The 25,060-nt window shown below is 45.9% G+C and carries 18 protein-coding genes; 4 read left to right on the top strand and 14 right to left on the bottom strand.

Going from position 1 to position 25,060, the window contains the following annotated elements; all coding sequences use genetic code 11:
- Nucleotides 1-344 precede the first annotated feature (344 nt).
- The 3 genes from QME03_RS08790 to QME03_RS08780 form a co-directional block, all read right to left on the bottom strand.
- A complete protein-coding gene (locus QME03_RS08790; RefSeq protein ID WP_281724132.1) occupies nucleotides 345-1,718 on the bottom strand; it encodes a hypothetical protein in 1,374 nt (457 codons plus the stop codon).
- A gap of 438 nt (nucleotides 1,719-2,156) precedes the next feature.
- The gene (locus QME03_RS08785) at nucleotides 2,157-2,645 is read right to left on the bottom strand and encodes a Dps family protein (protein ID WP_281724131.1); all 489 of its coding nucleotides are present in this window, start codon (nucleotides 2,643-2,645) and stop codon (nucleotides 2,157-2,159) included.
- Between the two features lie 1,240 nt (nucleotides 2,646-3,885).
- Nucleotides 3,886-5,547, bottom strand: coding sequence for a nucleoside kinase (locus tag QME03_RS08780; RefSeq protein ID WP_281724130.1), 1,662 nt, complete (start codon nucleotides 5,545-5,547; stop codon nucleotides 3,886-3,888).
- Nucleotides 5,548-5,635: 88 nt separating this feature from the next.
- Between QME03_RS08780 and QME03_RS08775 the strand changes: the two genes are divergently transcribed.
- Entirely contained in the window at nucleotides 5,636-7,351 is a 1,716-nt protein-coding gene (locus QME03_RS08775; protein WP_281724129.1) for a Na/Pi cotransporter family protein, read from the top strand.
- A 131-nt stretch (nucleotides 7,352-7,482) separates the two neighbouring features.
- Here QME03_RS08775 and tyrS read toward each other — a convergent pair whose 3' ends face one another.
- From tyrS to QME03_RS08720, 11 genes are all read right to left on the bottom strand, one after another.
- A complete protein-coding gene (tyrS, locus tag QME03_RS08770; RefSeq protein WP_274947129.1) occupies nucleotides 7,483-8,784 on the bottom strand; it encodes a tyrosine--tRNA ligase in 1,302 nt (433 codons plus the stop codon).
- 134 nt (nucleotides 8,785-8,918) lie between these two features.
- Nucleotides 8,919-9,170 (bottom strand): membrane protein insertion efficiency factor YidD, encoded by a 252-nt coding sequence (gene yidD / locus QME03_RS08765; RefSeq protein WP_281724128.1) that lies wholly within the window; start codon nucleotides 9,168-9,170, stop codon nucleotides 8,919-8,921.
- Complete coding sequence (locus tag QME03_RS08760) at nucleotides 9,167-9,574, bottom strand: ribonuclease P protein component (RefSeq protein WP_274947130.1); 408 nt, start codon at nucleotides 9,572-9,574, stop codon at nucleotides 9,167-9,169. Before QME03_RS08760 ends, yidD begins: the two co-directional genes overlap by 4 nt.
- 129 nt (nucleotides 9,575-9,703) lie before the next feature.
- A complete protein-coding gene (locus QME03_RS08755; RefSeq protein ID WP_025816726.1) occupies nucleotides 9,704-10,450 on the bottom strand; it encodes a uroporphyrinogen-III synthase in 747 nt (248 codons plus the stop codon).
- Nucleotides 10,451-10,458: 8 nt separating this feature from the next.
- The gene (locus QME03_RS08750; protein ID WP_281724127.1) at nucleotides 10,459-11,499 is read right to left on the bottom strand and encodes a DUF4271 domain-containing protein; all 1,041 of its coding nucleotides are present in this window, start codon (nucleotides 11,497-11,499) and stop codon (nucleotides 10,459-10,461) included.
- 187 nt (nucleotides 11,500-11,686) lie between these two features.
- Nucleotides 11,687-12,946, bottom strand: a complete 1,260-nt coding sequence (gene metK, locus QME03_RS08745) for a methionine adenosyltransferase (RefSeq protein WP_281724126.1) — start codon at nucleotides 12,944-12,946, stop codon at nucleotides 11,687-11,689.
- 169 nt (nucleotides 12,947-13,115) lie between these two features.
- On the bottom strand, nucleotides 13,116-13,568 hold the full coding sequence (locus QME03_RS08740; protein WP_281724125.1) for a hypothetical protein: 453 nt from the start codon (nucleotides 13,566-13,568) through the stop codon (nucleotides 13,116-13,118).
- A gap of 170 nt (nucleotides 13,569-13,738) precedes the next feature.
- Entirely contained in the window at nucleotides 13,739-15,331 is a 1,593-nt protein-coding gene (locus QME03_RS08735; RefSeq protein ID WP_281724124.1) for a Na+/H+ antiporter, read from the bottom strand.
- Between the two features lie 144 nt (nucleotides 15,332-15,475).
- A complete protein-coding gene (locus QME03_RS08730) occupies nucleotides 15,476-15,901 on the bottom strand; it encodes a DoxX family protein (protein WP_281724123.1) in 426 nt (141 codons plus the stop codon).
- A 109-nt stretch (nucleotides 15,902-16,010) separates the two neighbouring features.
- The gene (locus QME03_RS08725; protein WP_281724122.1) at nucleotides 16,011-16,736 is read right to left on the bottom strand and encodes a DKNYY domain-containing protein; all 726 of its coding nucleotides are present in this window, start codon (nucleotides 16,734-16,736) and stop codon (nucleotides 16,011-16,013) included.
- A 12-nt stretch (nucleotides 16,737-16,748) separates the two neighbouring features.
- A complete protein-coding gene (locus tag QME03_RS08720; protein WP_281724121.1) occupies nucleotides 16,749-17,261 on the bottom strand; it encodes a GNAT family N-acetyltransferase in 513 nt (170 codons plus the stop codon).
- A gap of 169 nt (nucleotides 17,262-17,430) precedes the next feature.
- Between QME03_RS08720 and msrB the strand changes: the two genes are divergently transcribed.
- The 3 genes from msrB to QME03_RS08705 all read left to right on the top strand — a co-directional run bounded on the left by msrB (nucleotide 17,431) and on the right by QME03_RS08705 (nucleotide 25,050).
- On the top strand, nucleotides 17,431-18,513 hold the full coding sequence (gene msrB / locus QME03_RS08715) for a peptide-methionine (R)-S-oxide reductase MsrB (protein ID WP_281724120.1): 1,083 nt from the start codon (nucleotides 17,431-17,433) through the stop codon (nucleotides 18,511-18,513).
- Between the two features lie 1,617 nt (nucleotides 18,514-20,130).
- Nucleotides 20,131-23,457, top strand: a complete 3,327-nt coding sequence (locus tag QME03_RS08710) for a SusC/RagA family TonB-linked outer membrane protein (RefSeq protein ID WP_281724119.1) — start codon at nucleotides 20,131-20,133, stop codon at nucleotides 23,455-23,457.
- A gap of 18 nt (nucleotides 23,458-23,475) precedes the next feature.
- Entirely contained in the window at nucleotides 23,476-25,050 is a 1,575-nt protein-coding gene (locus QME03_RS08705) for a RagB/SusD family nutrient uptake outer membrane protein (protein WP_281724118.1), read from the top strand.
- The last annotated feature ends 10 nt before the right edge of the window (nucleotides 25,051-25,060 follow it).

Here is a 25,060-nt window from a genome sequence, read left to right as displayed (position 1 = left end):
GCCCGTGATGGGTCGTTCGGGGGTTTTTATGTAAAGGTACAAATAATATATTACAGTGACAAACAATTAGTTAGATATTTACTGAATATCCCTACTTAGAAAACCCAATAATAACCTAGAACAACTAGAACACCTAGAATACCTAAAACAACTAGAACAACTAAAAAACCTAGAATACCTAGAAAACCAACCGCAACCAGAAAACCTAGAACGCCTAGAACCCCAAAAACAACCTAGTAAACCTATCCCCTTATCCAGCAAAAAAGGCTAGAAGCTCTAGCAAAACCAAAGCCCCTAGCCCCAAAAAAACCAGCTGCCAAGGCAAGCTAGCACTTTTAATATCATTATTCCTCCATAAGATGCACCTTAAAAGTATGCTGTTTACCATTAAACGAGACCTCATTGGCTGCAACAAACTTATACGTAAGCTCAAGGAAATTGCCCACTTTCTTAGCCGATAGAACCTCGATTTTCAGATCCACCAAGTAAACATCCTGGTTGTAAATACTGCCATTATTAGGCCTCCACACTTCAACGTTGTAATTACCCTTATCGCTACGCTCGTCGCGGCCATAGAGCAAGTGTTGAAAGTTGTCGCGAGTGATATACAAGTCGGCAAGGTGTAGCCACAGTTTTTGCGACAAGGCTTTAACCTTTGCCGTGTAATCGCCATCGGCCTTACCTCTAAAACGTTTACCAAAAAACAGGTTCAACCTGTCATAAGTACTAATTGTAAGCTCGTCAGACAAATCTGAAATTGGTCTAAACCCAGCCACTTTCATTGTGAATGTAGCCAAAGGGGTTTCTTGTCCATCCCTAGCCACAAGTCTAACAGTGAGGTCAAATGCATTTTCGCTATAGTTATAGTGTTTACTTTCAAAGTAAGGCACGAACTTGCTTGCGTCGAAGTTGAGCACATACGAACGGTAAAATTCGATATACTCGTACACACCACGCATGTACATGCTTTTCGTTTGATTAGTTTTAACCGTCACTTTCGTTGCATAATAATCGCGTTTGCTAAACGATAGACGGGGCGAACCATCTCTGCCATCGCCTTTTTTGCCCTCTATACCGTTATAGCTTATGTTGAAAGCAATGCTTCCCGTCCCGTTATTGTCGGGCACATAGCGCACATCGCTAATCGTGGTTTTAGCCCAATCATCGGCCGTAAAGGTGTAGTTAGCGCTGCCATTGATTGCCGAAGCCTTCAAGTCTACCAGCTTTTGCAGATATTGTGCCGTAAATTTACTGTTATCTTTCAAACGGTAAAGCTCATCAAAATCGAACTCGGTTAATGGGTTTACACCCACTTTCCACGAAGCAACGGCACGTTTAGCCATGTCATAGTTTGAAGGTCTTACCGCAAAGCCATTAAAGTCCACATCCTTCACAAAGGCTTTGTTGGCACATATGCCCTTAACCTTCAATGTGAATGTACCCTTCACGTTGTCGCTTTTCACCACGCTCACGGCCGTAACATTCAGTTCTTTACCATTTATGGTTTTCTTTCCCAGAGTGGTTTTAGCCTTTTCCAATGCTTGATAAACAAGGAGTTGCTTATCGAGATTGAAAAACTTCACAAGGTCGTCTGCTGTAACTTCGTTTGTCTTTACTTCCGTTGGGGGTGTTATAGGTGTGGGTGTTATTGTATTGTCGTCGCCTCCACAGGCGGCAAAGAGCATCATTATAGATGCCACAACAATGATTATTCTCATTATTTAATCCTATCTCTAATTTAAAACTAGCGCGTCTAGGTTCTGTTTCGGCCTTCATAATAAGGATGTAGAAGCATGGAACTTAATTAAGCGCGCCATAACTGGTATGCAAAGATAAGCAAATATATTGAATTTTAGACCAGCTCGCTGGCCTTTAACATAATCCAACAACCGCTCGTAAACAATTATCAATCAATAACATGCGTACAAAAACACTTATTACAAGGCGCCAGTCTCACAATATATGAGACACTGGCGACCCCTTGCTCACAACATCCAAACACCCACTCTGCAACAGCCACACTTGCGCCCTTATAAAGGGCATAAAAAGACAGCGACCCTTTTGACAAGGTCGCTGCCCAGCGTTTTTAACCTATATACACAAGGGTGGCAAAGCACGCCATGCGTATGGCTTCGGCCCATTTCGAGCCCTATGTTTTACTTTTTGTAGCTCTTATCTAAGAACGAAACAAGCATCCAAACAGTTTTCTCTTGACCCTCAAGAAATCCGTCAATCAAGCCAACAGTAGCGTTATCGTCAATTTCAGAAGCCAGTTTGCTCAGTTCGCGTTCTTGCTTAATCAGGTTGCTAAGATTGTCGAGCACAGTTTCAACGCCCTCTTTACCAGTAGGTTGATTGCCTGTTTCTTTAATCGAACTCACCTTAAGATATTCGCTAAAGCGGTTTTCGGGTGTTGCTCCCAGTTGCAAAAGGCGCTCTGCAATCTCGTCTATCTTTTCTGCGGCGTCGTTATAAAGTTCTTCGTACTTGGCATGCAACGAGAAAAAACGTTTGCCTTTAACATTCCAGTGCAAGCCGCGAAGATTGGCATAAAACACCTGGAAGTCGGCCAAAAGCTGCGACAAACCTTCTACTACGGGTTGAACCTTCTTTTCGTCTAATCCTAAATACTTTAATGTACTCATCTTTTTGTTCCTTTCTATATTTATAATTGTGATTATGTATCCTTGTCTTTTCGATTGCAAAGTTAGGCATTACGCCCAATACCAAAAAACGGTTCTTTCTATTATTGCATTGATTGTATCTATAAACCACACAACGCACGCTGGATAAATATACCCTAAACACAAGCACACAAGGAGGGTTTGGAAAGTTTAAAGCGTATCTTTTCTTTACAAGACACAATCATCGCAAGCGCCAATCTAGAAGTACAACCAGCACAAAAAGGAGAATTTTGGGGCGAAAAGGGCGATTTTTTGGCAAGGTTCTGCACCTACTTTGGGCAGTTTTTTAGCAAAAAGCACCTTTTGGGCGTTCTATTTGGGTAATTTGGGCAGAAAATTCGCTTCGCAAAAAAAATGGTATTACCCTATTTTGAAGCGCAAAATGTAATATAAAGCGCAAATAATGGAAGCCTAAATACACCATTTTACACTGCTAACTCCTACAAAACGCAGTGCTAACTCGTGCTAAACGCAATGCTATCTCCTACAAAACGCGATGCTAACTCCTACAAAACGCAATGCTATTTGCTGCTATTTGCAAAGTTTTTAGTGGCTTTTTGCGACTTAAAAAACACACAAATTCCACTTAAACCCTTACTATTCAATCACTTAAACGTAAAATCACACGATTAGAGGCTTGTATTAGCCTTTTGAATGCTTGTTAAGAAAACGGTATTATTTGTTGATGGTTTGCCTTTACTTAGTTTTGAGTGGACATAATGCCTCAAAAGAGGGATGTTTCACCCAAAAACAACCCTAACATTCTACCAATCAAGGATTTACAAACTTAAAAAATACGCGGTAAAAAGCGAGCCATTTCCAACTTAGTGAATGGAGTTGGCACTCACAATGTTAAAATCTAGTAATATTATTTTACAAAAAAGAATGTATAAAGAAGATGGAGTGCGAATGAGTTGGCGCTATTTACAGGTCGATGTGGCTCGCTAGACAATGAGGATTGCTCGTTAATGCATTTTTTCAAGAAAAGAAAATGTTGCTAACCTACTAATGGCCTACAAGTTAGCAGCCAACAATACAACAAACCACCCAGTAACCAGCCCACAAAGACAAGCAATGCAACACAAAACAAACAAGCAAGCCCACAAAACACACAAGCAAAGACAAGGCCGCACAATGTAATTGGCCTGTCCTTGCTTGTGTGCCACCAGTATTTACACCTTAACGCACAAGTTTTAAAGCGTTAATAACTAAACGAACTACCGCCCAAAAACTCGCGTAGCAAAGAAGTTGGTGGCAATTGATGGAAGGGCATGGGGGCAAAATAGCGCAAGAATTTGCGAAGGCGATAGGCTTCAGAATATTCATCGCTATTTTCTGGCACCTGCTCAAGCAGCGGTTCGGCCTGTGTTTTGATAATAGCCAGTTCGAAAAGCATGGCCGTATTAAACATAGCATCGGCCTCTTCCTGATAAGGGAAAATCCATTTGGTTTCGCCAGCGCGCACACTGGGCCAACGTTTAATGGTTTCGGCAGCCGACACACCGCGATATTTATGGTCGCGCACAATGCGTCTAAGCAGTCGGTTATCGGTTGTGGGGATATAATTATGGTCGTCTAGCAAGATGGTTGTTAGTGCCGAGGCATACACCTTATACTTTTGTTCATCGGGGATGAGCGAAGTAAGTTCGGGGTTAAGCGCATGAATGCCTTCCACCACCAGCACACTGTCTTGTGGCAGGTGCAGCAGTTTGCCAGTAGGTTCGCTTTTACCCTCCACAAAGTTGTATTTCGGCATCTGCACTTCTTCACCACGGAAGAGAGCGGCGAGGTGTTGATTAAGCAAAGCAATGTTCAGCGAGTACAAGCTTTCGTAATCGTACTCCCCGTTTTCGTCTCTTGGAGTCTGTTCGCGGTTAACAAAATAATCGTCTAACGATATTTGTACGGGTTTAATGCCATTGGCCAGCAGTTGCACCGAGAGGCGTTTGCAGGTGGTGGTTTTACCCGACGACGACGGTCCGGCCAGCAACACCATTCGCACTTTGGGTCTAGCCGCAATTTCATCGGCAATGCGAGCAATCTTTTTTTCTTGCAAAGCCTCCGACACATGCACCATGTCGGCACTCAACCCATTAGCAACAGCGTGATTAAAGTCGCCCACGGTGCGAATGCCTAGAATTTGTTGCCATCGGTGATGCTCTTTAAAAATCTCGAACATCTTATCTTGTGTCACCAGTTCGCCCAGTTTAGAGGGGTCGGCACTAGAAGGAACGCGCAGCAACAGTCCATCGTAGTAAGGTTCAAGTCCAAAGAGTCGCAGTTCGCGCGTGTTGGTTAGCAGCGAACCATAATAAAAATCCACATACTTATCAAGCTGATAATAAGTGGTGTAGAGCGAGCCAACAGTTTCGAGTAATCGCACTTTCGACTCGTCGCCCACCTTTTTAAACATTTCTATGGCGGCCTCGGTGGTGGTTTCGTGTCGCGATATGGGCATGCGTGCCTCCACAATCTCTTGCATTCGCAGCCTAATGGCGTTGGCATCATCGGGCGTTATGGGTCGTTGGATGTCTAAATCCACATAATAACCATTGCTCACGGGGATGTCAATCACCACGCGCGAGTGCGGATATAGGTCGCGCACGGCTTTACAAAGCACAAAAAAGAGCGTGCGCGTATAAGTGCGCAGGGCCGAGGGCGAATGCAAATCAAGAAACTCAATATCCTTATTGTGATAAAGTCGATAATGCATACCTTCAATCTTGTTATTCACTTTGGCATTTACTGGCCCGTAAGGCATATCAAGATTTAATTCATGAAAAACATCATAAAGTGTGCTTCCGATAGCAACCTTTGCGGTTTTTTTATTATTTTTGCATCGTATTTGGATGAACTGTTTCATGCTTAGCTACATTAAGAATTTAGTGAGTGTAAAGTTAAAGAATATATTTCAAAGTCACAAGAGTAAGCCACCACATTAAAGTTTATTTATGGATACAAGCAATTATCTGGTTTTTATTTTTAAGATTGCGGGTTCGCTTGCATTGCTCATTTATGGTATGAAGATAATGAGTGAAGCATTACAGAAGATGGCAGGTCCCCAGTTGCGCCACATTTTGGGTGCAATGACCACCAACCGCTTTACAGGCATGCTAACAGGAACGCTGATTACGAGCGCCGTTCAGTCGTCTACGGCCACCACGGTGATGACCGTTTCGTTTGTAAATGCAGGCTTGCTCACGTTGGCCCAGGCCATATCGGTGATTATGGGTGCCAACATTGGTACCACGCTAACGGCTTGGATTATGTCGTTGGGCTTCTCTATAGACCTCACTAGCTTTGTTTTCCCAGCTTTCATGGTGGGTATTATGCTTATCTACAATCGCAAACAGCGATATAAAGGCGACTTCCTTTTTGGTATAGCCTTTTTGTTTTACAGTCTTGTTTTGCTTAGCGACACAGGCAAATCGCTCGATTTGCAACACAACCAGGCCGCTATCGACTTTTTTAGTTCGTTTGATGTAAACAGCTATTTCTCTATACTCATCTTCTTGTTGATAGGCACAATCATCACCCTTATCGTGCAATCGTCGGCAGCAGTGATGGCTATCACCATCCTTCTTTGCACCACGGGCGTGCTACCCATATATCTTGGCATTGCATTGGTTATGGGCGAGAACATCGGAACCACAGGAACAGCCAACCTCGTGGCGCTTGGTTCTAACGTGCAAGCTCGCCGCACAGCCATGGCCCACTTAGTGTTTAACGTGTTTGGTGTGATTTGGGTACTGATATTCTTCTATCCCTTCGTGAACATGATATGCCGCCTTGTGGGCTACGACCCCACAGCAGCCGCGCCCAGCGCCACCGATTTGGCAAAAACATTGCCCATTATCCTGGCCATGTTCCACACTTTTTTCAACCTCTTTAATACGGGAATTCTTATCTGGTTCATCCCCCAGATAGAGAAGATTGTGTGTTGGATAATCAAGTCGGGCAAGAAAGACGAAGAAGAAGACTTCCGTTTGCGTTTCATACAAGCTGGCATTATGAAAACTCCCGAGCTTTCTGTGCTCGAGGCTCAAAAAGAAATTAGCAGCTTTGCAGAACGCATGCAACGGATGTTTGGCATGGTGCGCGAACTGCTTAGCACACACGACGAATCGGAGTTTGTGAAGCTTTACACGCGTATCGAGAAGTATGAAAACATTTCTGACAACATGGAGCAAGAAATTGCAAAGTATCTTAGCGCCGTGAGCGATGCCCACTTGAGCGACGATACCAAGGCTAAGATACGCGATATGATGCGCGAGATTACCGAGTTAGAAAGTATTGGCGACAGCTGTTACAACCTAGCACGCACCATTAGCCGACTGGTGAACTCGAAAGAAGACTTTACTGAGAAGCAATACGAGCGCATACATCAGATGTTTGAACTCACCGACGATAGTCTGTCGCAGATGAATGTTATCATTCGCGGACGTAAAGAGCATCTAGACGTTAACCGCTCGTTTAATATCGAAACAGAAATCAACAATTATCGCACGCAATTGCGTACGCAAAACGTGTTCGACATCAACAACCACGAATACACTTACAACGTGGGAACGATGTATATGGACATTATTAACGAGTGCGAAAAGCTGGCCGACTACGTGGTTAACGTGGTTGAAGCTCGCATGGGTACACGTCGAGTGGAGGCATAACAGCCACTACAGGCTAGCCTTTAAGGCATAAAAATTGGGCATTCGCAAGGTGGAATACCACTTGCGAATGCCCAAATTTTTATGTTCGTTAGCCTTGCACATTGGTCGTTAGAGACCAATGCCAGGGTGTATTATTTCACGATGAGCAGGTAATAGTTTTTCTTACCGCGCTGCACCAGTAAATATTTGCCATCAATAAGGTCGTCGGCAGTAACAAGATAGTCGGCAGCAGCCAGCTTTTCCTTGTTGAGCGACACGCCTCCGCCCTGCACCAGCTTACGCATTTCGCCCTTGCTAGCAAACACAGGCACATCCTCGCGTGTGAAAAGTTCGATAGCTTGTTGGCCAAGCAGCGACTTATCCATTTCGTAATGAGGCACGCCTTCGAAGACATCGAGCAGCGTTTGTTCGTCGAGTTTAAGCAAACTTTCCTTAGTGGCTTTTCCAAAAAGGATGTTGCTGGCCTCCATAGCCTGTTCAAGAGCAGCCTGCGAATGAACCATTACCGTTACTTCTTCGGCCAAACGCTTTTGCAAAGGTCTACGTCCTGGGTCTTCGTTCTGCTCAGCAATCAAGGCATCAATCGTGTCTTTATCCAGCGAAGTGAAAATCTTAATATAGCGTTCGGCATCGGCATCGCTCACATTGAGCCAGAATTGGTAGAACATATAAGGCGAAGTGCGCTTAGCATCGAGCCAAATATTTCCGCTTTCTGTTTTGCCAAACTTTGTTCCGTCGGCCTTAGTGATGAGCGGACAGGTAAGAGCATAGGCCTCGGCTTCAACACCTAAGGTGCGACGAATAAGCTCTGCACCAGTTGTCATGTTGCCCCATTGGTCGTTACCACCAAGTTGTAGCTTGCAACCTTTGGTTTCGTAGAGGTGAAGAAAGTCGTAACCTTGCAGCAATTGGTAAGTAAATTCGGTGAACGAAAGACCGTCTCTAGCATCGCCATTAAGGCGTTTTTTAACGCTATCTTTCGCCATCATGTAGTTAACGGTGATGTGTTTGCCCACCTTACGCGCGAAATCAAGGAACGAAAAGTCCTTCATCCAGTCGTAGTTGTTCACCATTTCGGCAGCGTTATCGCCCTCAGCGTTGAAGTCGAGAAACTTAGCCACCTGCGCTTTGATGCATTCTTGGTTGTGATATAGTGTTTGTGCATCGAGCAAGTTACGTTCCATGCTCTTGCCCGAGGGGTCTCCAATCATACCAGTAGCACCTCCCACGAGTATGATAGGTTTGTGTCCGCACATCTGCAAGTGCCTAAGCATCATGATACCGGCAAGATGCCCGATGTGCAAAGAGTCGGCTGTGGGGTCGGTTCCCAAATAAGCGGTCACGGTTTCTTTTTGCAACAGTTCTTCAGTACCTGGCATAATTTGGGCCAACATGCCGCGCCATCTTAGTTCTTCTACAAAATTTTTCTTCATCGGGATTTATGAAATGGTTATTACTAGTTGACAAGTTAACGAGTAAACAGGTTTATTAGTTCGCAAGTTAACGCGTAAACGAGTTTTGTTAGTTCACGAATTAGAAGCCTTGTTACAGGCTTGGGGTTTGTATTTCACGGCACTGGGTCGTACCCACTGCCACCCCAGGGATTGCATCTAAGCAGTCGCCACACGGCCATGGCCAATCCTTTAAACGGCCCATGCTTAATAATGGCCTGCTTGGCATACTCAGAACAAGTGGGTGTAAACCTACAAGCGGGAGGCGTATAGGGCGAAATGGCCAACTGATAGAAGCGAATAGGCAACAGCAAGAGCCACACGGCCACTCGCCTAAGCAGCACTAAAAAGGAGCGAAGGGCATTCATAAGCTTTCTCCTATGCGTCGTAAAAGGTTTTGAACCTTAGCCTCAACCACGGCCGAAGCATGGTGAACATGGTCGAGCCAGAGAAAACCCATCGTGAGTTGTTGCCCTTCTGGCAGTTTATCGTAAAGCAAGTGCTTGTTTTTTCGAAAGGCTTCGCGTAGCTGTCTCTTCACCCTATTGCGGTCGACAGCATGTTTAAACTTCCTTTTTGGCACGCTCACCATCATTTGTGCGGCTGCTTTTTCGGGGTTTTCGGCCTGCAATAGCGGTTGCACCAGATAAACAACCCTCAAGGGGAAGGCAGCAAACGAACGGCTATTAGCACCACAGAAGAGTGCCTCGGTGAGCTTTTTGCCACAGGCACGTTCTTGTTTACTGAGCTTTTGTGTTACCGTTGCTGGCATGTTACTGGTGTTTGGAGTTGGGGTTTGGCTTTTAGTGCTAGCCTTAAGTTGCAAGCACGCGAGCCAATAGTGTGTAGGGCACGCCCTTTTGGCATGAGGCAAGTGTAGTCATCATGCCAACAAGGCGCCTTACTTATGTTCGTCGAGGTAGGCTTTGAGCGCCCCCGACATCGATGGATACTCTTTCGAAGGAGCTTGGAAGTCGAGTCTCAAGCCCTCATCCACGATAGCTTTCGACGTTGCAGGACCAAAAGTGCCTATACGAACGTCGCCCTGCTTGAAGTTAGGGAAGTCTTTAACAAACGATTTCACCCCCGTGGGACTCACGAAGATGAGCATATCGTAATCGAAGTTCTTAATTTCTTCGGGCGTAAAGTCGTTGGTGATGGTTCTATACATCACGCATTCGGTGTGATTTAACTTCTTCGAGTCGAGCAGTTTGGCGATATCGTCGTTATGGTTGTCGCTCATTGGCACGAGATACTTCTCTTGTTTGTGCTTTGCCATGGTGGGCAGCAAGTCTTCCATCTTGCCCGTTGTACCGAAAAACACTTTACGTTTGCGATATTGCACGTATTTTTGGATGTACAATGCAATTGTTTCGGTTACACAAAAATACTTTAGTGTCTCGGGAATAGTAACGCGCAACTCTTTGGCCAGCGTAAAAAAGTGGTCGATTGCGTGGCGCGACGTGAACACGATTGCCGTGTAATTGGGAATACTTACCTTTTGTTGGCGAAACTCTTTTGACGTAATGCCCTCTACCTGTACAAAGGGTCGGAACACCAAATCAACGCCATACTCTCTCTCTATATCGAAGTAGGGCGACTTATCACTCGTCGGTCTGGGTTGAGATATTAATATCTTTTTTACCATCTACTTTCTTAAAAATTGATTTTCAAATAATTGGAGGCTATTGTTAATACGCCCCATAGGGCGAACAAAGGCACAATTTCGAGAGCGCAAAAGTACAAAAAAATCTGCAGAAAAGGGCCTTTTTTACGGAAAAAGATAAGGTAGGTCTTGTAAAACGACAGCAACTTGCTTGCCCCTAACACGCTGGCCACATAGATTATACTGCTTTGCATGCTCAGTTCGAAGTAGGCTTGCAACATTACCAGTGGCAAAAGCAATACGCCTTGCGATGAAACAAGGAAGAGATAAGACTTGAGCCACTGTGTGTTTTTGCGTTTTCCAAAGAACACCCAGCCCACAAACCAATGTGCAAAGGTCTTTAAAAGGAAGTAGCCTGCCACCAAAGCGGCCAGTATCCCGATAACAACAAACTGCTCGGCAATAAAGGTTTCGATGCGCTGGTGTCGCAGATAAAGGAAGAAAAGGATGGCATAGAGCAAGCTTGTTTGTACGGCCAAGAACACCTGGAAGCGTATTTCGCCCGTTGTTTCGGCTATTTCGGATGTTCCTTCGTTGCGCACTCGGAAGAAGTGTTTCACCTGTCGGAAGATGAAATCGCGCGACTGAGCAAAGGCCACACAGCCTAACATGAAGCACGCTAGCAGCAACGAGGTGAGCAAATTGTCGCTAGCAATGGTGTAAGGAACGGGGTCGCCAGCCACGCCGGGCCTACCAGCGGGAAGCTCGGGATGATAAAAATGGCTCTTCGAGAAAAACGATTCGCGATAATATAGTGGCAAATCCACGATGCGTACATCCTTTCCCACCGCGTGTCCCGGTAGGTGAAGCGTGTCGGGACGCTCGCTCCAATTGATGGGTCCGGGCTTAAAATGCGCCTGAATGGCCGAATCTTGCTGCTCGGGAGTGGCGTCATAGGGCAACCAACTAAGCACCTCCTTGGGTGTTAGCACCTTGGGTTTAGCCGCCTTTGCGCTGTCTACTAAGGCGGTTTCGGTTGCCGTGGTGTCGGCAGAGGCGATATAATGTAGTTCTTTAACGGGTTTGAGCACGTTTCGGAGTGGGCTTGTTGGGATGTGTTAGGAATGATATTGCAGGCCTTTTCTTTGCTCGTGGCTTGCGCCTCGTGGCATTAACAAAGCGTTGACCTACAAGGATACATTATATGATAAGGGCAAGGCATGCCCCGCTAACCGTCTATGCTGTTAAGCTATGGGCATCGGGGCATGCTGCAAGCGATTAAAGACCGAACGCTTTCTTGATATCGGCTACGCGATCGAGCTTTTCCCAGGTAAACAACTCCACCTCCATCACCTTTGTTTCGTGATAACGACTGGTAAAAGTCTTCTTCACCACCTCGTTTTTCCTGCCCATATGCCCGTAAGCGGCTGTCTCAGTGTAGATGGGTTGGCGCAGTTTAAGGGTGCGTTCGATGGCTTTTGGGCGCAAGTCGAACAGTTCGGCCACCTTTTGTGCTATTTCGCCATCGGTGAATTTCACCTTACTTCGGCCGTAAGTGTTTACATAGATGTTAACGGGTTTGGCCACACCGATGGCATAACTCACCTGAACCTGCATCTCATCGGCCACACCTGCTGCCACCATATTCTTGGCAATGTGGCGCGCAGCATAAGCAGCAGAGCGGTCTACCTTACTTGGGTCTTTGCCCGAGAAGGCGCCTCCGCCGTGTGCTCCCTTACCGCCGTAGGTGTCTACGATTATTTTTCGGCCTGTCAAACCTGTGTCGCCGTGAGGGCCACCGATAACAAATTTACCTGTGGGGTTAACAAAATACTTGATATCATCGTTGAAAAGAGCCAGCACTTTGGGGCTTGTTATCTGCGCTTTCACGCGAGGCATCAGCACACTGAGCACATCGGCCTTAATCTTTGCGAGCATCTGGTCGTCGTCGGGACCAAAATCGTCGTGCTGAGTGCTCACCACGATAGTGTCGATGCGCACGGGTTGTCCGTCGTCGGAGTATTCCACCGTCACCTGACTCTTTGAGTCGGGGCGCAAATAAGTCATCTCTTTGCCCTCTTTCCTTATCTCGGCCAGCGTAATCATCAACAAGTGGGCCAGGTCTAACGACAGAGGCATGTAGTTTTCGGTTTCGTTGGTGGCGTAACCAAACATCATTCCTTGGTCGCCAGCACCCTGTTCTTCGGCTTCTTCGCGACTAACTCCACGGTTGATGTCGTCGCTTTGTTCGTGAATAGCGGTGAGCACACCACACGAATTGCCGTCGAATTGATATTCCGATTTGGTGTAACCTATGCGATTGATGGTGTTGCGAGCGATAGTCTGCAGGTCGATGTACGAATCGGAACGCACTTCGCCCATGATAACCACTTGACCTGTGGTTACAAATGTTTCTATTGCGCAGTGCGCTTCGTCGTCGTAGGCCAAGAATTGGTCTACCAATGCGTCGGATATTTGGTCGGAAACCTTGTCAGGATGACCTTCTGAAACCGACTCAGACGAAAAAAGATATGCCATAATTTTATTGTTTGTGTATCTGTTAATATTGTATATGCGCATGCGCCCTGCACTGCCCACAGCTGTTGTTTGTGGGCAGACAAGGCCTATTTGCGACTGCAAAGTTACGCAAAATTGTGCAACTGGCTCTAAGCCACGCTGCAAAATAACATAAAAAGGGGATGTGTGGCTATGGATTTTGACTATTTTTCCATATCGTGTATAGCAGTTTTACAAGCATTATGCCGATGATTGCCAACAACAAATTGGGCAAAAATATCGTGAATGGCACCATGCCTGCAAAACTTAACACCATATAAAGCAGCACCAAGTTAACGGTTAAGAGCAATCTTTCTCTGAATTGGTGCATCAGTTGCATGTTTTCTTCTGTCTGTACTATTTCAAATCGTTTGCTGTTAATGCGATAACTGGTCATTCGTATTTTGGTGATGAGCAGGTAAAGCAACAGCTGCATGCCCACAATTATCCACAGTACATGGGGCGAAAGGTTGAAATCCACCCCAAAGGGGAAGGCAAAATGGCAGGTTACAACCTGTTTTGTAAGCACGCTATACAAGGTTATAACGATGGCAACCACCACACACAGTTGCGACAATTGTTTTAGCAAACTTGTTTTTTCCATATCTTAATGTTTTAAATGGCGATGTTCAATACCACACAGCATGCAGCAAAACAAGGCCACATGCTATGGCAAGTAACACAGATTTTGCCACATCTTGTTTGCAAAGTTAGGACAATAGCATTAAAATACAACCTCTTCTAAGCTTATTTTCTACATCTGTGCCTTGTGTTTTACTCTTTCAATAGGCGTTCTTCTTCCAAGTCGATGCGATGAATAAAGTGTCTCACAAGTTCCTCGTCCACTCTTTCGTTTTCGTTGTTAAGCTTGTTCAACCACAATCGTTGCTCTTCAAGTATCTCGCGATAGGTTTTTCGCACCACCTCATCGTAGAGTGTGGCGCTCCCTTCACTTTCCAACAGCTCGTTCCAGTGGTTCACCAGATTGTTTAACACCGCCGAATGGGGTATATCTTCGCACATATTGTTGCGCTCCAGAAAGTCAAGACTGGCCTGTGCCATACCTATTCGGATGATGCGTTGGGTTTCTTCGTGGGGCAAATGGTCGTCGTAATTGGGCAGTTTCACCTTCTTGAGCAGCACGGGAAGCGTCAATCCTTGGAATATTAGCGTGAGGGTTATCACCATAAACGTGATGTAGAGCACCAAACTTCGTTCGGGAAAAGCTATTTGCGTGTCTGGAATATACAGCGGAATAGACAAAGCTGCAGCCAGCGACACCACTCCGCGCATGCCTGTCCAGCCCAAAATGAAGGGTCCAGAGATACCTTGAGGGCGCGCATCGGCCACCGTAATAAACTTACTCATAAAGCGTGTGATAAACACTGCACTGAAAGCCGCACCCATACGGATAACCACTAGTGCCATGGTGATGAGCAAACCGTAGGCTGTTGCCATCCAAAGACTCACGCTATCTTCTTTCAAACCGGTCATTATCTCGGGCAAATCCAGTCCGATAAGCAAAAATGCCATACCATTGAGCAAGAAAATAAGGAAGTTCCACACATGCTCGGAACGCAATCTCGACGACGAACCAACGATTAGTATGCGGCGATAACTGAAGTAAAGCCCACCACTCACCACGGCCAACACGCCTGATGCCTCAACGGTTTCGGCAGAAATATACATCACATACGGGCTAAGAATGGTGAACATCGTGTCGATATTCTCGTCCATGGGCAGCCATTTGTGCAACTTAATAAGCACATACGACAGCAGCACGCCCACTCCAGCGCCACCAATCACCATCCATATAAAGGATGTTGCTGCTTGATACCACACAAATTGACCTGTCCCTATGGCAATAAGGGCAAACTTAACGATGATGAGCGAACTGGCATCGTTGAACAAACTCTCGCCTTCCAGAATGGCCGATATACGCCTTGGCACCTTTACAAATTTCATAATGGTGGCTGCCGACACGGCATCGGGGGGCGAAACAATGCCACCCAACAAAAAACCAAGGGCCACCGAGAAACCCGGAATAAAGGTGTTGGCTATAAATCCCACAACAAGGGCCGTGATAAACACCACAATAAAGGCAAACGAACCTATTATCCTGCGCCATCGCCACAGTTCTTTCCACGAGTTGTAATACGCCGCTTCGTACAGTATAGGTGGCAAAAACACAAGGAATATCAAGTCGGGATTGATATTGAAACGGGGCATGCCGGGAATGAAACTCATTGCCACACCACCCAATACAAGCATAATGGGATAGGCCACTTTTACGCGCTGACTCACCATAATCAATAAACAAATGGCCAAAATGAGCGCAATGATCAAGACTAATTGATGTTCTATCATCGTGTAGAACGTTGTTGATGGATTTTACGTTGTGAGTTGGGTTAACAATATAAGCTTGCTTTACCTGCTTAACCCCATTTTGTTATCAAAAAGCGGGGGTAAACGCGATACTTTGTTTCGCGTTTGTCCTCGCTATCTTATTTTTTAAGCCAGCTTTTTAGCCAACCAGCCGTCTACCGAGAAGCGTCCAGGACCTGCAAAGAACAGCAGAACAAACACCACTAGATAAACAAATGCCAATTCGCCCTCTGCTATCGAACCGCCATTCGCCACAAAAAAGGCCACACACATAGTAAATATCATAGGCAATAAAGCCAGCCTACTAAGCACACCAAACACCAATGCCACCGAGCAAACCAATTCGCCAAAGATGGCTAACGCGAGCGATAGGCTGCTGCCCACTCCCAAGGGATCGGGGAAATGGGCCGACATCTGCTCAAATCCTTCAAGTTTTTGCAAGCCATGCGAGGCCAACAAAAGCGCGAATACCACACGAGCCACCAACAACAAGGCGGCTGTACTGCAATTTTGTTGCACGTTGGGTAGCAACATGTTTAATATTTTCTTCATGTTTCTTTCTTGTTATCCTAATTTTTTGATACATAGGCACAGCACAACAGCGCTCCCTGGCGCCTACCATGCCCTTCATTGTGATGCGATTGGGTACAAAGCCGCCCCGTTACCACTCCACTTTTTTTCCTAAATAATACTTATTCATATTGTCGCGTGCCACTCCGTTGCCCATGCATTCAAAGCGTCGCACATTGCAATTGGGTATTTCTTCGCCACAATAGTAGGCACTAAAAGAGTCTTTGGCATAACCATCGAGCAGCACTTTAAACGAACTGTTGGAGGCACCCCTAACCTCTACGCCCTGGAAGAAAATGTTAAACGCATCCTTGGCATAGCCAAAGTTCAGCACTCTAAAGCTGGCGATAGAGGCATTGATTTTCTTTCCCAGATAATACACATCGTAATCGGTTTTAGAATAACCAAAACCCAGGTTGTTACCAGGTAGCATTTCGGCCGGGAAACTTTCCCAATCGGCCATTCCACGCTGGTCGTTACTAGGCGTAACACGGTCTGACACAATCACTGCGGGCTGCTCCTCGGCATCGCCCAGCACACGAAACGTGCGCGGATTGGCTCCCTTGAGCACCTCGCCACAATAATACACCGACCGGCGGTCGCGCGCATAGCCATGCCCTAGATATTCAAACGAGCGTGCATCTGCCCCACTCATCAGGCGCCCTTCAAAATAAACATAGCGCTGATCTAATCCATATCCATACAATTTGCGCGGTTTACTAAAGTCGTGTTGTGCCCAAACAGGCTGTGCCAGCATGGCCAACGCCATCAGCATCAGTCCAACAAGCATCTTATTAAGCATAAAAATTTTTTTCATCTTATCTATTTTTTAGGGTTTATCTTTATCCATCCATTGAAAAGCCAGGCGCTCACTGCCATCGCCAACGTGTATCACGCCACAATATTCAAAACCATGTTTGCGAATGTTGTGCAACATGGAAGCATTGTCTTGATGCGTGTCGATGCGCAAATTTGTGGCCATGCGCTTGCAAAATTGCATCACAAGCGCAAACACACCGTGCATTGTGGGCCGTGCAGCCATGCGATGTATCACACTGTAAGGCTGCTCATTGTCTATCCATTGCCCATGCCAGATGCGCGCATAAGTGGGGTCGGGCCCTTGCGCCAGCACAAAAGTGGCCACCAATATCCCCGCCATCTCCATCACATAACACTGCCCTCTACGCACATCTTCTTCAACAGTATCACGCCGCGGATAGCCCACAGTCCACTGATGCCTATTACCCGAGGCCTCCATACGTTGCCTTCCTAGTTCTAAGAGCAGCATCACAGTGTCAATGTCGGCCGTCGTGGCCTGCCGTATAAGTACGTTTTCTGCCATAAGCCATGATTTAAAAGCCACATTGCACAGCCACATAACTCACTCGCCATGCCATAAAGCTAATATGCAAAGATAGCATTTTTTCTTCGCACACCTTTAAAAAGTGCCATTTTCTTTGGCTCTTAGCCTAAAAATGTATAGCTTTGTAGCAACAAAAAACAACAAAGAGATGAGTAGACTCACATTAAAAATAGCTATAACAGCAATATGCGCGCTTGTGATATGCTGCTCAGGCAATAGTAAAATTAAAGAAAATAAAGTACAAACAATGAACACAAAAGCAGAAATATACCTCGCTGGCGGATGCTTTTGGGGAACAGAACACTATCTTAAGCAGATAGATGGCGTGCTAGAAACACAAACGGGATATGCCAACGGGCATGGTAAAAATCCCTCGTACCAAGAAGTGTGCACCGACAAAACGGGCTTTGCCGAGGCTGTTCGCGTGGCCTACGACCCCGAACGACTACCCCTTACACTGCTACTGCAACTCTATTTCAAGTCGATTAACCCCACATCGCTCAACCAACAGGGCAACGACGTGGGCACACAATATCGCACTGGCATTTACTACACCAACAAAAACGACCTGCCTTTGATTATGGCCGAAATGGAAAAGGTGGCCAAACAGCACCAACAACCATTGCAAGTGGAGGTGCTGCCACTAAAAAATTTCTATGATGCCGAGGATTATCACCAAGACTATTTGGAGAAAAATCCCACAGGCTATTGCCATCTGCCACAGGCTTTGTTCGACATGGCTCGTAATGCCAATAAAAAAAATACGGTGACAAAGCAATACACCAAACCCTCCAACGAAGAACTACGAAGCAAACTCACACCCCTACAATACGAGGTAACACAGAACGGCGCCACCGAAAAGCCTTTCGACAACGAATACGATGCCGAATTTCGCGAAGGCATCTACGTGGATGTAACCACGGGCCAACCCCTTTTCCTCTCTACCGACAAGTTTAATTCGGGCTGCGGATGGCCCGCTTTCTCTAAACCCATCGACAACAGCGTGCTCAACAACAGCGAAGACCGCTCGCATGGCATGGTTCGCACCGAAGTGCGATCGGCAAAAGGCAACGCCCACTTGGGGCATGTGTTCAACGATGGCCCACGCGAACGTGGTGGTTTGCGCTATTGCATCAACAGTGCCTCGCTCCGTTTTGTGCCTAAAGAGCAAATGGAGGCACAGGGATATGGCGCCTATCTGCCTATGCTAGAACAGAAGCAGAGCAAGTAACCCCAAGCTTAACAAGCAAGCAGCCATCTCTTAACGAGAAACAACCAACACTTGCCCGGCAACCACCGTTTGACAAGCAAGCAACCATCAACCCTGCCCCACCCCTCTACGCCGTATGGAGGGCTGGGGCTTGTGCATAATAAAGCCATTGAATGTTTGTACAACATAGTCATTGACCATCACCTCCATAACCTTTACCCATCCTTAACATAGTCTTTACCCCCAATCGGTGGTTAAACCACTTACCACTTATTTGAACTAAAACGCTAATACCAAGCAAACACCCACTTACATTCGGCTTTATCTTCGCAAAACAAAGCCGCAACATCCCATTACATCATTGAGCACAACCACTAGCCGCTTTCTTAAGCAAAGCACTTAGTCTCGCTTTTGCACGCTTTGCAGCCTGCCTTACCATTTTGTAAATTATTCCGCCAATAAATTAACACATTTTCACTACGTTTTTACAACCCACTCTCCAGTAGATTGCATAAAACGGAGTATTAAAAGGGGTATTTTGCATATAGTTGCAGAAGTCGTAAAAAGCAAGACAAAACACTGCTATTTCCAACAAATCGTAGTACTATCTCCTACAAAACGCAGTGCTATCTCGTGCAAAACGCAGTGCTATCTCGTGCTAAACGCAGCGCTATCTCCTACAAAACGCAAGTCTATTTGCTGCATTTTACAACCATTACATCATAAACATGCAAACCAACCCTTTGAAAAAACCACACTCCTAACACCAACTTGCAACTTACATTCCACTACATGGAGATTTATACCTCGCCCACTAACTCACTACTAATCAAGTATTTACACCATAACTAGCAATTATTCGTCAATTTCTCCCTACTATTTTACCACCATAAGGAGCAACAACGAGGCAAAAACACACAAACACACGAACTGTTATTTGCAAAAAACATTCAAACACGTAATATGCCATCACACAAGCACTTACACCAAAACAGAGCCCAAAAATCGCCTCACGGGCATCATTTGCCCACCTTTGGCACAGCATTTTTTGCTTCTAGAAGAATGCACACAACGAACAAAGTTTGTAAAATATTATTACTCAAAACAAGAAAACAAGGTTCTTGAACCTTTATACCAGCAATTTTGTGCAACACTTAGCGCATTTGCACAAACACAAAAGCAACTAAGAGGTCAGAAAAGAAAACGAAAGAGAACATAAAATATCATATTACTAACACACAAAACAAACCCTCTAGTCTCTTAAACACAGAGGTTCGCGCCCAATAAACCATAAAAAAGACAGCGCAAATCAAAACAGCATAAAACTAACATAAACAAACATTTTTATGCCTATATGTAATAAATCATCACATTATTTTGGTGTTTAAGATAACAATTGTTATTTTTGCAAACGTAAATCATATATTGTACCAATGCTATAATCGCAAGATATAGAACCAAAATACACCTATCAGGCAAATAGAACAAGAAGAAGACCAACAGAATATATATAAGGACAGCTGCTCTCGGCTGCACCAACTCTCTTTGAAAATAGAACATTTCTATGTTACCACATAAACTATTGTAAATAGAAACTTGTAAATTGTTGTATTAATTATTAATTAAATGAGAGATTTTATGGAAAAAAGACTTATGCTGTTTCTAGTCTCGTTCTTCCTAAGTGCAGGAATAGCGATGGCGCAAACACAAGTTTCCGGTACAGTTATCTCGTCAGAAGACAACGAGCCCATCATTGGAGCATCCATCATTGTGGAAGGTTTAAAGACGGGCGCAGTGACCGACCTCAACGGGAACTTCACCTTATCTGTGCCCAAAGGTAAGAAAATCGTTGTTAGCTACATCGGAATGCAAACGCAAACACTATCGCCTAAGCCCACAATGAAAATTACATTGTCGCCCAACAACGAAACGCTGAACGAGGTTGTTGTTACGGGTGTGTCGAACATGGACCGAAGAATGTTTACCGGAGCCACGGATAAGATTAAGGCTAACGATGCCATCATCGGCGGTATGGCCGATATTAGTCGTTCGCTCGAAGGCCGTTCGGCTGGTGTAAGTGTGCAAAACGTGTCGGGTACTTTCGGCACGGCACCCAAAATTCACGTGCGCGGAGCCACCTCCATCTACGGCAATTCGAAGCCCCTTTGGGTGGTGGATGGCGTGGTGCAGGAAGACATCACCGATATTAGTGCCGATGCGCTATCGTCGGGCGATGCCGAAACGCTTATCTCTTCGGCTATTGCGGGCCTCAATTCAGACGACATCGAAAGCTTTCAAATCCTTAAAGACGGTTCGGCCACATCTATTTATGGTGCTAGAGCCATGAGCGGCGTTATCGTTGTTACAACAAAAAAAGGTCGTTCGGGACAAGCACACGTAAATTATACAGGCGAATTTACTTCGCGTATGATTCCCACCTACAGCCAGTTTAACATTCTAAACTCGCAAGACCAAATGGGCATTTACCAAGAGATGCAAGATAAGGGATGGCTCAATCTCTCGAGCGTGCTCAATGGTAGTGATTATGGTGTGTATGGAAAGATGTACGAACTGATAAACACCTTTAATCCCACAACGGGACAGTTTTATTTGGAGAACACCAAAGAGGCTCGCGATGCTTATTTGTATAGCGCCGAAATGCGCAATACCAACTGGTTTGAGAAGCTATTCTCTAACTCCATCATGCAAAACCATTCTGTGAGTTTGAGCGGTGGTACAACTAAATCCAACTACTACGTGTCGATGTCGTACATGGCCGACCCAGGATGGTATAAAGACTCGCAAGTGCAACGCTACACAGCCAACTTCAACGCCACCCATCGCCTGCTAGACAACCTTTCGGTCACGCTTTTGGCATCGGCCTCGTATCGTAAGCAACAGGCTCCTGGCACTTTGGGGCAAGATGTAGATGTGGTGAGCGGACAGGTGAAGCGCGATTTCGACATCAACCCCTATTCGTATGCGCTGAACACGTCGCGCGCACTCGACCCCTATACGTTCTACCATGCCAATTATGCGCCCTTCAACATTCTTAACGAGTTGGAGAACAACAAGATTGGCATGAACGTATTGAACACAAAGTTTCAAGCCGAATTGGCTTACAAGCCCATCAACGACTTGCGTTTGTCGGTTATTGGCGCTGTGCAATACGACACCTCAACACAAGAACACAATATTACCGAGCACGCCAATCAGGCCCAAGCTTACAGAGCCATGGACAATGCACTGATTCGCGATGCCAACAGCTATCTTTACAAAGATCCCACTAACGCTTACGCACTGCCAATATCGGTTTTGCCTAGCGGTGGCTTTTATCATAAAACAGATCTTCAAAAGATAAGTTGGGATATACGTGCCACAGCCAACTATAACCACACCTTCGACCACACGCATGCGCTTAACGTGCTTGGCGGACTGGATGTGTCTAATGTAGACCGTAAACGTACATTCTTTAATGGAGTGGGTATGCAATACGATGGAGGCGAAATTCCCTTCTATATCTACGAGTTTTTTAAGAAAAATATCGACGACAACGCCGTGTATTATTCGCTTAACAACACCTATAATCGCACGGCTGCATTCTTTGCAACAGGTACTTACTCGTATAAACATCGCTACAACCTCACCGGAACCTATCGATATGAGGGTACCAACCGCCTTGGACGAAGCCGCAGTGCACGCTGGTTGCCCACATGGAACGTGTCGGGAAGCTGGAACGCAAGCGAAGAACCGTGGTTTAAAAACACGTTCAAGAACACGCTTACGCATGCCATGGTGCGCGCTTCGTACTCGCTAACTGCCGACCCTGGCCCTTCCACTTACACCAATTCAACGCAGATTTTGAAATCGTACACACCGTATAGAATATTCGGAAACGATAAAGAGTCGGGCATTATGACCAGCGAATTGGAAAACTCAAAACTCACATACGAAAAGAAACACGAGTTTAATGTGGGCTCTGAACTAGGCTTTTTCAACAATCGCATCAACGTAACGTTCGACCTTTTCTGGCGTAACAACTTCGACTTGATTGGTCCGATAGCCACTCAAGGCGGGGGCGGACAAATTGTGCGCTTTGCCAACACAGCCTCGATGAAGTCGCAAGGTCAAGAACTATCCATCCAAACAACCAACATCAAGAGTCGCGATTTAACCTGGATAACCAACTTCATCTTCTCGCATGTAACCACAGAAGTTACCTCGTTGATGAGTCAGGCGCGTACAATCGACCTCATTAGTGGCGAGGCCAGCAGTGGCTTTACAATGAAAGGTTACCCCCATCGCGCCATATTCTCGATGCCATTCAAAGGGCTAACCGATAAAGGCATACCCACATATCTAAACGAAAAGAACGAGTTGACGTCTACCGACCTTGACTTTCAAAACCGCATCGACAATAGTTATCTTATTTATGAAGGGCCAACCGAACCCACCATCACTGGTTCGTTGGGCAACGAATTGAAATGGAAGAACTGGCGTTTAAACGTGTTCGTCACCTATTCGTTTGGCAGTTATGTGCGCCTCGACCCCGTGTTTAGCGCACGTTATAACGACCTCACGTCGATGACCAAAGAGTTTAAAAACCGCTGGGTGCAAGCAGGCGACGAGCTAACAACCAACGTTCCAGGAATTCTGCCTTATCGCAGTTATGCCTCAAACCGCAGGTTACGCATTGCTTACAACGCTTATAACTACACAAGCAACCGCACGGCGAAGGGCGATTTCGTACGAATGAAAGAAATATCTTTGGGCTACGACCTACCCAAATCGTTGCTCAAATCCACGCCGTTCACCCATCTCTCGCTTAAACTCCAAGCCACCAACCTCTTCCTTATCTATGCAGATAAGAAACTGAATGGCCAAGACCCCGAGTTTGTTAATGCTGGTGGTGTGGCTGCGCCATTGCCTCGACAATTCACTATGACCCTCAAATTAGGTTTATAAACAAAAATATATTGAACTATGAATATGCGAAATATCTACATATACATGTTGTTAGCAGTAACAACACTGACATTAAGCTCGTGCGACGACTTCCTTGACAAACTCCCCGACAACCGAATGGATCTCAATAGCAAAGAGAAGGTGCAGAAATATCTGGTATCTGCCTATCCCGATCATAACCCTGCCTACTTGACAGAGCTATATTCGGACAATGCAGACGAGTTTGATGTAACGGGCTGGGGCACCGATGGAATATTTCAAGACCAAGCTTTTGCATGGAAAGACATCACCGAAACACAAGACAAAGAGTCGCCACAGGAGCTTTGGAATAGTCTTTACATGGCCATGGCCACTGCCAACACAGCCTTGCAAACCATCGAACAAAGCGGAAACAGCACAAGCAGCGACTACCAAGCATCGAAAGGCGAAGCCCTGCTTTGCAGAGCCTATGCCGCTTTTATGCTCTCTAACACGTTTTGTATGGCCTACGATGCCACCACGGCCGACAAACATCTGGGGCTTCCCTACCCCTTACAGCCCGAAACCATCGTTGGAGCAAAATACGAACGAGGCACTTTGGCCGCCTTCTACAAGCAAATAAACAGCGACATCGAAGCAGGCTTGCCACTTGTTACCGACAATTACTCGCGCCCCAAATACCACTTTACCCGCAATGCGGCCTACGCTTTTGCTGCACTTTTCAATCTATACTATCAAAAGTACGACAAAGCAGTGGCCTATGCATCGCATGTTTTGGGCACGAATGCATCGCCTAAGCTGCGCGATTGGAAAGCCTTCAACGCCTTATCGGCCAACGGACAAATTGCGCCTAATGCTTATGTCAACACCTCAAGTCAAGCCAACCTGCTGTTACAAACAGTTTACTCGCAAGCAGGTGCTTATCTTGGACCCTACGGCGTGGGCAACAAATATGCGCACGGACAATTAATATCTGAGAAAGAAGACTTGCAATCGCGAGGTCCGTGGGGGCGAAGCGCAGACTTTGGCTACACCGTTTGGAGCAACAACAGCCTCTCGAAGTTTTTTATTAACAAAGTGCCTTACTCCTTTGAGTACACAGATGTGCAAGCAGGTATTGGCCATGCCCACTCGGCTTACGCAGTGTTAACAACCGACCTAACCCTCCTTGTACGCGCCGAGGCATATGCCATGCTAGGCAAATACAACGAGGCCGTGGCCGACTTAAACACAGAAGTGAAAGCCTACTCGAGCGGTGCGCTAAGCGTTACACTGGCCGGCATAAAAGATTTTTATAACGGGATAAGCTATTACACGCCCACCGACCCCACACCGAAGAAACGTTTTAACACGGCATTCAATATCGAACCCACCACGCAAGAGCCACTTCTGCACGCCATCTTGCAACTTCGACGCATCATGACAACAGGCGAAGGCTGGCGACTGCAAGACGTTAAACGCTATGGCATGGTGATTTATCGACGCACACTGAGCGCAAGTAGCACCGTGGTGGCCGTTAAAGACTCACTAACAGCCAACGACCCACGCCGCGCAATACAGTTGCCGCAAGACGTTATCACCGCTGGACTACCAGCAAACCCCAGAAATAAGTAAAAATAAAAAA

It is taken from the genome of Hoylesella shahii, assembly GCF_937990675.1.
Classification (GTDB): domain Bacteria; phylum Bacteroidota; class Bacteroidia; order Bacteroidales; family Bacteroidaceae; genus Prevotella; species Prevotella shahii.
This window is presented reverse-complemented; position numbering and strand designations above follow the sequence as displayed.